This is a genomic window from Vibrio sp. M260118, assembly GCF_036533755.1.
Taxonomy (GTDB): domain Bacteria; phylum Pseudomonadota; class Gammaproteobacteria; order Enterobacterales; family Vibrionaceae; genus Vibrio.
In genome coordinates this window covers 1-10,789 of record NZ_JATABG010000128.1, presented here as the reverse complement: position 1 = coordinate 10,789, position 10,789 = coordinate 1, and the positions used below count along the sequence as shown (strand labels likewise).

Here is a 10,789-nt window from a genome sequence, read left to right as displayed (position 1 = left end):
CAATCCTTAGTTTTTTTGTTTGGTGAAAGTTGTAAATGAAACGTGCTACTAAAATCAGTGCCATGATGCACAAGCTGTTGATTGAAAAAGAAATGAATGGTTTTTCAGTTGTTGAGTTAAGAGATGCCTTTGTTTCTACAGATAATGGTAGTACCGACAAGAACGAAGCCAGGCGCATGGTATACCGACAGATTAGACGCTTTATGGAAAACAACTGGCTCAAATGCGAAGGTAAGGGACAGAAGAAACGATACTTCCAGACTACCCAGTTCAAAAACCTACAAGTAAAACCAAAGACGCAAACAACAAGGCTAGATATGCACTCTAGCCCTGACTATTCAGTATTAGTCCTCGAGCGAAGTCAATATAAAGCAGAACTTGAAATTGTTCTAAGTGAAATAGATGAATATCAGTCACTTATGCGTCGCTTCAAAGATCTTGAAATAAAGCTAAACCCTTTACTTGAACAGGCAAAAGAGCGTTCTGCACAACTTCTTGGTAAAGTAAATGTGCTTACCAATGCTCTTAACACTCTTTCTGGAGAAGTAACCACATGCTAAGGCGCTGGCAAGCAGAGTGTTCCGATAGAGCGCTAGAAAAATACTCCACCGTACACAACCACTTCTTTTGCCAAGCTACACCTGGCGCTGGTAAAACCGTACTAGCTGCCAACATCGCTTCAAGATTATTACAAAATGACATGGTAGACCTCGTGCTATGCTTCTCTCCCTCGCTGGCTGTTGCAGACGGAATTAAAAAGACCTTTTCAAGAACTCTTAAGTGCACTTTTCATGGCGGGTTAGGAACTATTGGGCAATCACTCACCTATCAATCGATTCAGTTTCTGGGTGACGACTTTTGGCTGACATTACGCAATTATCGAGTGTTTGTTGTGTTTGATGAAATTCACCACTGCTCTGGTTCTGATACCGGCCTAGCGAATGTTTGGGGACAACAAATATTGACCAAAATCCAAGGGTTAGCAACATACACTCTAGCAATGTCTGGTACTCCCTGGCGCTCAGATTCCTTACCAATCGTCATGGCCCATTACACTGACCCTGATGGAAAACTTTTGGTCGACTATCAATACAATTTAAAACAAGCTATTGCCGACAAAGTTTGTCGGAGTCCCAAGATAGTACTCGTCGATAACGAACATTTGACAGTGACTAACGATGACAAAAAACAATCTTTTCCATCTATTCTCGAAATGCTCAAGAAAACGAAAGCTTCCTACAGAAGTGTTCTACACAACCAAGAAGCAATGGTTCACTTACTTGGCCTAGGGTGCAAAAAGCTAGAGGAGATACGTCGCCTAACTAACGACGCCGGTGGTTTGGTCGTTGCGTCTTCGGTTGAACATGCACAAAAAATAAAAAAGATTCTTTTGGAAAAATATACTCAAACCGTTTCTATCGTAACCTATCGACACGAAGAGCCTTTAGCTGAGATAGACCGTTTCCGTAATGACGACACACAGTGGATCGTCAGTGTTGGGATGATTAGCGAGGGCACTGACATTCCACGCCTTCAAGTTTGCTGCCATATGAGTTCAGTCAAAACAGAGCTGTACTTTAGGCAAGTACTTGGCCGTATCCTTCGGGTTAATGGAATAGAAAACCAACATGCGTGGCTATTTACATTTGCGGAACAAAGCTTGATAGAGTTTTCGGAACAGATAGAGCACGACATTCCCATGTCACGCATGTTTGCAGAAATAACAACTCCAATAAAATACGAAACACATCTCACTGATAGTGTCTTAGTCACCAAGTCACTTGATAAAGAGCCTGAGGAAAATTACTCACAGCTGAGGTGGACTACTAACCTTCAACAACACAATGCTGCGCAAACGCTAAGCTATACGTTTGATGAGATAAAGCTTGGTTCTTTTAAACAACGAGTAATAGAAGCATTTTCTAGTCAGGTCGATATATAAAAGGCAAGGTATCAACCCTGCCTCTTGTCATTATTTATACCAACCATCTGCAAGAACTTCTGCTTGCTCAAGAACAAGCTTAATCGCCTCTTCAGCCGCATCAGGTGGATACTTCCAACGACGCAACAGTCGACGGACTAAGTTACGCATACGGGCACGGACACTCTCTCGCTTCTGCCAATCTACTGTTGCGGACTTACGTAGCTGACTGGTTAATTCGATAGCTAGCTTACGCAAGTTGTCATCGCCAAGCTCTCGCACTGATGACTCGTTTTCAACCAATGCACGATAAAAGGCAATCTCATCAACAGAAAGGTTCAGTTGATCAACCATCTCCGCATCTTCTTGCATCTCTTTTGCCCACTGAATCAGTTCTTCTATTACCTGAGCCGTTTCAATGTTTCGGTTGTGGTATTTCTGAAGTGTCGTCATGATACGATCAGAGTATTTTTTCTCCTGCACAACGTCATTCTTCATGCGAGCTTTAACCTCATCGCGAAGCAGCTTTTCTAATAACTCGACCGCAAGGTTCTTCTCTTTCATGTTCTTAACGTCTTCAAGGAACTCTTCTGACAGCAAACCAATATTAGGCTTGTCTAGCCCAACCATTGAAAAGATGTCATCAACTCCATCGGCAACTACTGCGTTATCAAGGATCTGTTTGAGCGCAGTATTGCGCTCTTCGTCAGTACGTTTTTTATCAACGGTTGAGTGCTTAATGAAAGCCGTTTTTATCGCTGAGTAAAAAGCAATTTCGTTCTTATAGCCACGAGTTTCATCCATCGTGTTACATAGCGAGTATGCTTTAGTAAGCGCGGCCATGACATCTAGGAAACGTCGTTTACCATCGCGGACTTCTTTACCATTCCCATCAACATGAGACAGGCCTGATAGGTGGTTTACTGCTCCAGGCAATAACCGAAGAGCGTCAGTTTCAAAGTCAGGTCGATAGTTAAAGATGCCTCCATCGACAAGTGTCGCGAACATGCCTCGGATGATATCAACCTTTTCCATTAACACGGCGAAAGCCTCAGCTGTATCAACCGTAGGCTGACCTTTACCTTGGCTATTGGTGTAGGTTTTCAGTGCATTTTTCAGCTCGTTTGCGATACCAATGTAGTCAACAACCAAACCACCAGGTTTATCTTTAAACACGCGGTTTACTCGGGCGATAGCCTGCATCAGATTGTGGCCTTTCATTGGCTTATCAATGTACATGGTGTGGCAGCATGGCGCATCAAAGCCAGTGAGCCACATATCACGCACAATCACCAATTGTAGTTCATCGTCGGTATCTTTATAGCGTTTCTCAAACAGCTTCTTAGTCTTCTTGTCATGGATATGTGGTTGCATCTTCTCTTTATCTGATGCGCTACCAGTCATGACAATTTTGATTGCCCCTTTCTCTGGATCGTCGTGATGCCATTCAGGCTTGATCGCCACAATCGCATTATAGAGATCCACACAAATCTCACGACTCATCGCCACAACCATAGCCTTGCCAGGAAATGTTGCAGTGCGGGTAGTAAAATGCGTCACAAGATCTTGAGCAACTTGTTCAATACGAGGCTGGGCTCCAACGAGTTTTTCTAGAGCAGCCCATTGTGATTTGATTTTCTCACGGTCGGCGGTCTCTTCGTCTTCTCCAATCTCCTCTTCTACGTCATCATTAAGCTTTTCTATTTTCTCTTGATTAATATCGAGCTTAGCAAGACGTGATTCGTAGTAAATAGGTACAGTCGCACCATCATCGACCGCATCTTGAATATCATAGATTGATACGTACTCACCAAACACGCCACGAGTGTCTTTGTCATCCATAGCGATAGGTGTGCCAGTGAAGCCAATAAACGAGGCGTTAGGCAAAGCATCACGCAAATACTTGGAATACCCGTAAACGTACTTATGAGCTTTTACAGCGCCATTTTCGTCCTTAACCTCAACCAGTTTAGATTTATTACCATACTGACTTCGGTGAGCTTCATCTGAAACCACCACAATATTTGCTCGCTCTGATAAAACAGGATGCTTAGTTTCATCAGCCAATAGAGCGAATTTTTGGATAGTGGTGAAAATAATGCCGCCCGATTGTCGGTTCAGAAGCAAGTCACGTAACGCATCACGATCATCAGCTTGCTGTGGGATCTGTTTAAGCGTTTCTTGTGCCATACCAAAGGTATTGTAGAGCTGGCCGTCAAGGTCATTTCGGTCTGTCACAACGACAATCGTTGGGTTGTTCATGGTTGGCTGTTGCAACAACTTGCTGGCATAGCAGACCATTGAGATACTCTTACCACTGCCTTGAGTATGCCAAACTACACCAGCTTTGCCGCTTCCGGGTTTAATCTTGTCTAACCCTTTAGTCGCTTGTACCTGATACTTAGCGCCATTGTCAGCTACCATAGGCAGGTCAGTATCAGCTTGTTTCGCTTTTACTGTAGCTTCAACCGCCGCACGAACTGCATGGAATTGGTGGTAACCTGCGATCTTCTTGATGATTTTGTCGTTGTCAGTTTCGAACAACACGAAGTAGCGGATGTAATCCAATAGAAGATCCGGTTTGAAGAAGCCACGTACCATTGTCTCTAACTGAAACTCAAGCAATGGCTTATCATCTTCACCAGAGAGCGTCTTCCAAGGCAAGAAACGTTCTTTGTTTGCGGTGAGCGAGCCAACACGAGCTGTCCAACCATCACTAATGACTAACGCTTCATTAAACGCGAATAGTTCGGCAATTTCATCTTTATAAGTCTGAATTTGGTTATAGGCATTCCAGATGTCAGCATTTTCATCTGCTGGGTTCTTTAGCTCAACGACAGAGATTGGAAGACCATTAATAAACACGACTACATCAGGGCGACGATTGCCTTTAGTGCCAGTGATGGTGAACTGATTAACCACCAAAAACTCATTGTTATCTGGATTAGTAAAATCCATCAGACGTGCATGGGTATGTTTTGCTGTCAATTGGCCATCTTCAATGACAGTGTATTCAACAGGAACACCTTCAATTAAAAGCTTATGGAATGCTCGGTTGTTTTTGATAAGCACTGGAGTTTCAGGTGTGCTTACTGTATTCACCACCTGATTTAGAGTCTCTTCTGGCAGTTCTGGGTTTAGGATCTCTAACTGATTGAGCAAACGCTTTTTAAGTACTACCTGATGGTAGTCATCACGCTCAGGAGAATCACCATCTGGAGCAATATCGTAACCACTTTTATAGTGATAACCTTCGCCGACAAACCAATCAAGGCAGAGTTGTTCCAATTGGTCTTCCGTTATTTTCATATCGCATCTTGCTCCTCAAAGCTGGTGCTTTTCAACTGACGATTGACTTCAAGCAACGCTGATTTAAAAGCTAATTCAAACTCTGTCATATTCTGTATTAGCCATTCGATGATCTCAGGCCAATATTCGCGGTTGTAGCCGTCAAATGCCTTACTCACTTTTATGCGACACGCCTTTTTGCCATCCAGCCTTTGCCAATCAATCGGAGAGCCGAATTTGGCCTCGATATCAGATCGTTGCTTAAATAACGCATCAAAGACAAAATTGTTTTCCTCTGGTGCCTGCCGACTGAGGTACAGCTCAACACGAGCTTCTTTAGTGCCAAATATTAAATTGAACCGACAATTTCTCACACCAGAACCAGCACCTAACCACTGATCTTTACTCGGACTAATATTATCGAACATGCGACAAGAGCTATCGGTCATACTTTCGAGTAACCGCTCCCAGAACTCATGACGAATCTTATGACGGTGCTTAATCTCGATAGATGTGCTTTTTTCTTCTGCTTCTTTGGCATTCATACCAATCATCAGCTCTTTAGCCTCTGGGGTCGGTATAATTTGCTCGACATTGAGAAACAGCTCCTGAGCCATCGCATACGGCGTGACTTTAAAGCACTGAACTTGGATATCATGATTAAGTAACCACAATGCTGTACTCGTCACCTCTTTACGGAAGTTTGCAGCCACAAGCATTAAGCGTTGGTTGATACCTGAATTTAAAACGACTTCACTTAGATCAGGGGCATCTAAGAACTCACAAAGCAGAGTTCGTGCGTCACTACCACCGTAGAAGCGTTCCAAATAGCTTTGGAAAATCTCCACAATTTGTGATTTCGTTAAGTTAGAACAATAAGACGCATATTTGAGTGCTTGCCACATGACATCTCGCCCTGTGTCGTCGAGCTTATTTTCGATGATAACGAGGTTGCCATCTTTGTCTAATGCCAGCAAATCGAGACGCTCTCTCGTATCATCAAAGCCATCAAACTCCTTTTGGATGATAAGCAGCTCTTCACCAAGTGCGTCGGGTTGATTAGCTAACCACTCCTGCAAATGGTCACGCTCTCTGAACCCCAAGTCACTAAAACGTTTAGTTTCGATCCTAGAAATTCGATTAGATTCGGTATCAATCTTAAACACGTCTTATTGTCCTTATTTTAGTTCTCGGTTGCCGCTTCTAAGTCGATTTCGCCGGAAAGCAATTTAGGAAGTAGTGTGTCACGAAGCTGCGCCAACTGGTTGCTCTCTATAGACTTAGCTTTAACAGTTTCTAAAAACTTACCTGCATGCTTTTCATAGGTATCAACAAGCTCTTTGGGCGGCACGAGCACCACTTGATTTCGGAGAATATCCGTTTTTAAGTTTGTAAATACGCTGCCATTCCCCTGAGAAACTAGATGCTTCCTAATATGCAAGAACAACTGGTATAAATAAGAATCTGTAAAGTGCTTTTTCTCTGGGAAATGTAACCAACCATCGTGAATACAAGCATCTAGCTCCAAAAAGCGAGGTAAGCCCGGTGTAGCACTGTTTGATAGGATCAAAGTACCTTTCTTAAGATAAACCGTCTTTTTAAGACCTTCTTCTTTGATGAACTCTTTGGTCTTGAAAATATAAGGATTGTCATTTGCCGTAGCATCAGCAATCTTTGTCCAAGGGTAGCCATCGGGAACAATAAACTCCTTAATTGGTCTTGGTGAACCACCACGCTTAATTGTTAAGTAATCACCTAGAGGCTTAGCTTCCCATCCTTCAGGAATCAAACCTAACTCAGAATCAACGAGCTTTTCTGGGAATAGCGAGGCAGTAGCTGCATCCATACCATCTGGTAGCTCACCATTCATCTTGGCTTTAACTGGGTCGAAGTCGACAAACCACGATTTGAAGATAGCTTGTGCCATCTCTTCTAAGGTTCGGTTAGTACGATTGTTAAGCCTAACCTTGTCTCTGAAGCTATTAAGAATTCCATTTAATTTGAGTCGATCTTCTAGAGGTGGGATTGGAATTTCAATCTTATCTAAGTTGGCTTTGTTCAGCTTTGGTTGAACAGCCCCCGTTATATACGCTCCGATATTAAGAATGGAGAAGTAATACTCTAAGTAGTCCAGAATACCTTCTTCTTTTTCTGAAAATATATGAGCATGGTTATTCACCCAAAACTTGCCTGTTGCTTGAAAAGCTATCGGTGTATTTCGGGTTCTAAGATTTTCACCATCTTCTGAAATTAATAAGTAGTTTCCATCGAATATGAAGTCGTCTATGTAGTCAACAACACCAGATGCACCATAATACGGGAATTCTCCTTGCCTTTTAGCTCGATCAAGGCTTTTTAATGGTACGCGTTTGCTGTTTTCGAAGTTGGCAACTTCTGAGATTCGCTTGAGAGGCCAGTTACAACTCATAGCCTAACCCCACTAGATTCTTCTTAATTTCAGCTTCTAGAGTTGCCGATTCAGCGAACTGTTCAGCCAGTTTAGTGGTCAGCACAACCATCTTCTCAGCAAAAGGAACACCATCATCCTCTTCCTCAGCAGCACCAACGTATCGACCCGGAGTGAGAACAAAGTCATGCTTAGTGATCTCTTCAAGCGTTGCTGATTTACAGAAACCAGCTTGGTCTTCGTAGCCAATGCCATTAACTTCTTCATCGGTTTTCCATGCGTGGTATAGATCTGCAACTTTGCGGATGTCTTCAAAACTAAAGTCACGTAGAACACGGTCTTTCATGTAACCAAGGTTACGAGCATCAATAAACAGCACTTCACCTTTACGAGCACGCAGGTTGCGACCTGCTTTATCGGTGCGAGCGGTTTTATTCTTGGTTAAGAACCAGATACATGCTGGGATCTGCGTGTTAGTAAATAGTTGACCGGGTAGCGCCACCATACATTCAACAAGGTCGTTCTCGATAAGCGCTCTACGGATTTCACCTTCATTGTTGGTTGTCGAACTCATCGAGCCGTTTGCCAATAGCAGCGCCTGAGAGCCATCAGGAGCAAGGTGATGAAGCATGTGCTGCATCCATGCGAAGTTAGCGTTACCTGCTGGCGGTTGACCGTATTTGAAGCGTGGATCGTTATCATCAACACCTGTATTCCACTCTTTCATGTTGAATGGAGGGTTTGCCATGATGAAGTCAGCACGTAGGTCTGGATGCTGCACGTTGGTGTAGGTACTAGCAGGCTCTTTACCGAAGTCATAATCAAGACCACGGATCGCCATGTTCATTGCTGCTAGCTGCCACGTCGTGTGGTTGTACTCTTGACCGTAGATAGAAATTTTCTGTTTCTGCGTCAGCGCATCAACCTTCTTCTCGTTAGCATGACGCTCAATAAACTTCTCCGACTGTACGAAGAAACCACCTGAACCCATTGCAGGGTCATAGACACGACCTTCAAACGGTTCAATCATTTCAACGATTAGCGATACAATTGAAGCTGGCGTATAGAACTGACCACCTTTTTTACCTTCCGCTAGTGCAAACTGACCCAGCATGTATTCGTATACGTGACCGAGAATGTCTTTACTGTTTAGGTCAGCATGAACAAACGGGATTGTCGCAATTAAGTTGATAAGCTCATTCAACTTAGCCTCTAGATCAGCACCACCAATCACTAGTGGGCCGTTATCTTGTAGGAACTGCCAACGAGACTCTGTAGGTAGCCAGAACACGTTTTTTTCTGTGTAGAAGTCACGTTGCTCTAGCTCGATAGCGATCTCTTCCGCTAGCTCTTCTTCAGAGAAGTCAGCCGGATCTAGGTAGTATTCATGCTCTGGGTTAGCAAGATCAGCCTTGATCTCATCTTGACGTAGTTTGAATGCATCAGAAACGTACTTAACAAAGATTAGGCCTAACACAGCATGTTTGTACTGCGCAGCATCGAGAGTGGAGCGCAGCTTATCTGCCGCTGTCCATAGCTTACTTTCAAGCTCTTTAAGGAATTGTTGTTCTTGTTGGTTCATTTCAGTGTTCTTTAAAACGAAAAATTCTTGTCATGATACCACCCAAGCCTCAAAAGTCCTTGATTTATGCCTTACTTAGAAGTGGATTTTATGAAGTAAGGAGCACATCATGGTTGCTTGGAACAAAGGTAAACGAGTTGGTCAGAAGAAAGCGTTCAAATTAGAAGATATTTGGCGGATTCGAATTCGGTTGGAGCTTGAAGAGCGACTGTTCGAGTTAGCGCTTTTTAACCTTGCTATCGATAGCAAGCTTCGTTCTTGCGACTTACGGAACTTGAAAGTGCAAGACGTCAGCCGCAGTGGTTGTGTGATGTCCAGAACCATCGTTAAACAGCAGAAAACTCAACAAGAAGTTCACTTCGAGATCACACCCAAGACTCAGCAGACGTTGTCGCAATGGATCATCAAAAATGCGTTGTCACCTACCGACTATCTGTTTCCAAGCCCACGACGTGAAGGGCAGCCCATCTCCTATCACTACTACACCACATTAGTAAACAAATGGGTGACCGATATCGGCTTAGACAAAACGCAATACGGGACGCACTCATTACGACGAACTAAAGCTTCTTTGATCTACGCCAAAACCAAGAACTTACGTGCTATCCAGTTGCTTCTTGGTCATGCTAAGTTAGAAAGTACGATTGAATACCTTGGTGTCGAGATTGAAGACGCGCTAAGGATTTCGGAGAGTTGTGAGACATAATTTATCTGCGAGAACCAAATTTTGAGTAAAAACAGCAAAGCAAATCGTTTAAGAAAGAAACAGAAGCTCACTAAGCTTGCGACCGTCAAAAAAGAGAAGCAACGCCAAAAAATGAACACAACTCCCAACATATATTTAGATGAGTCTGGTAATACAGGCTCAAATTTATTGGACGATGATCAACCAGTATTTACCCTCGCTAGCTGCCAACTGAGCGATAATGACGCTAAGAAGTTGATTGGACTCGTTGGCTCAAATGCTCAACACGAGCTTCACTTCAAAAGGTTGAAGAGAAGCAAAGCAGGTCAGGATGGTATTGTTCGTTTAATCGGCTCTAAATTAATCAACCCAAGCGCTGTAAAAATAAACTTGTTTCACAAGCGTTTTATGATTGTATCTAAGATCGTTGACACATTGATTGAGCACATGCTTTATCTTAGAGGCGAAGACCTGTACATAAATGGTCAAAACATAGCTCTCTCTAACATGTTGTACTGCTGCTTAACCGTTTTCTGTGATGATGACAAAGTCGACCTGATGATGTCTGCGTTTATCATTATGCTTAAAAACAAGGACTGTGAGTCTATCGAAGCATTCTATTCGTCAGTAGAGGAAGTACAAAGTTCTTCAACCCATGCTCCATTTCGAACAGATATTCAACAAATATTGGATACAAAAGAGATCATCGATGACGCTCTCAATGGTATAGATAAAACGACGTTAGATCCGTCAATCCCAGCATTATTTGCGCAATGTATTCAATGGGGTAATGACTATCCGAAAGGTTTTCACTTAATGCATGATGACTCTCAAACTCTCGAAAAGCAGGCTGATATGTTCGCGCTGTTCATGGACTGGACTCAAGAAAATGTCGAACTCGGCTAT

Annotated in this window: 8 protein-coding genes; 4 read left to right on the top strand and 4 right to left on the bottom strand. The window is 43.1% G+C overall.

Annotated elements, in window-relative coordinates; translation table 11 throughout:
* The first annotated feature begins 35 nt into the window (after positions 1–35).
* Positions 36–560, top strand: a complete 525-nt coding sequence (locus QTO00_RS09620; protein WP_331424549.1) for a hypothetical protein — start codon at positions 36–38, stop codon at positions 558–560.
* A complete protein-coding gene (locus QTO00_RS09615) occupies positions 554–1,942 on the top strand; it encodes a DEAD/DEAH box helicase (protein ID WP_331424548.1) in 1,389 nt (462 codons plus the stop codon). The genes QTO00_RS09620 and QTO00_RS09615 overlap by 7 nt, the downstream gene beginning before the upstream one ends.
* A 30-nt stretch (positions 1,943–1,972) precedes the next feature.
* On the opposite strand, the gene QTO00_RS09610 is transcribed toward QTO00_RS09615, so the two are convergent.
* The 4 genes from QTO00_RS09610 to QTO00_RS09595 are packed head-to-tail and all read right to left on the bottom strand — an operon-like array spanning position 1,973 to position 9,198.
* The gene (locus tag QTO00_RS09610; protein ID WP_331424547.1) at positions 1,973–5,230 is read right to left on the bottom strand and encodes a type I restriction endonuclease subunit R; all 3,258 of its coding nucleotides are present in this window, start codon (positions 5,228–5,230) and stop codon (positions 1,973–1,975) included.
* Positions 5,227–6,375, bottom strand: coding sequence for a DUF4268 domain-containing protein (locus QTO00_RS09605; RefSeq protein WP_331424546.1), 1,149 nt, complete (start codon positions 6,373–6,375; stop codon positions 5,227–5,229). The genes QTO00_RS09610 and QTO00_RS09605 overlap by 4 nt, the downstream gene beginning before the upstream one ends.
* Before the next feature lie 17 nt (positions 6,376–6,392).
* Positions 6,393–7,637 (bottom strand): restriction endonuclease subunit S, encoded by a 1,245-nt coding sequence (locus QTO00_RS09600; RefSeq protein WP_331424544.1) that lies wholly within the window; start codon positions 7,635–7,637, stop codon positions 6,393–6,395.
* Complete coding sequence (locus QTO00_RS09595) at positions 7,627–9,198, bottom strand: class I SAM-dependent DNA methyltransferase (protein WP_331424542.1); 1,572 nt, start codon at positions 9,196–9,198, stop codon at positions 7,627–7,629. The genes QTO00_RS09600 and QTO00_RS09595 overlap by 11 nt, the downstream gene beginning before the upstream one ends.
* 109 nt (positions 9,199–9,307) lie before the next feature.
* On the opposite strand from QTO00_RS09595, the gene QTO00_RS09590 reads away from it, so the two are divergent.
* Together QTO00_RS09590 and QTO00_RS09585 are read left to right on the top strand one after the other, a co-directional pair.
* Complete coding sequence (locus QTO00_RS09590) at positions 9,308–9,904, top strand: tyrosine-type recombinase/integrase (RefSeq protein WP_331424540.1); 597 nt, start codon at positions 9,308–9,310, stop codon at positions 9,902–9,904.
* A 21-nt stretch (positions 9,905–9,925) separates the two neighbouring features.
* On the top strand, positions 9,926–10,789 hold an 864-nt coding region (locus QTO00_RS09585; RefSeq protein WP_331424538.1), incomplete at its 3' end, for a DUF3800 domain-containing protein.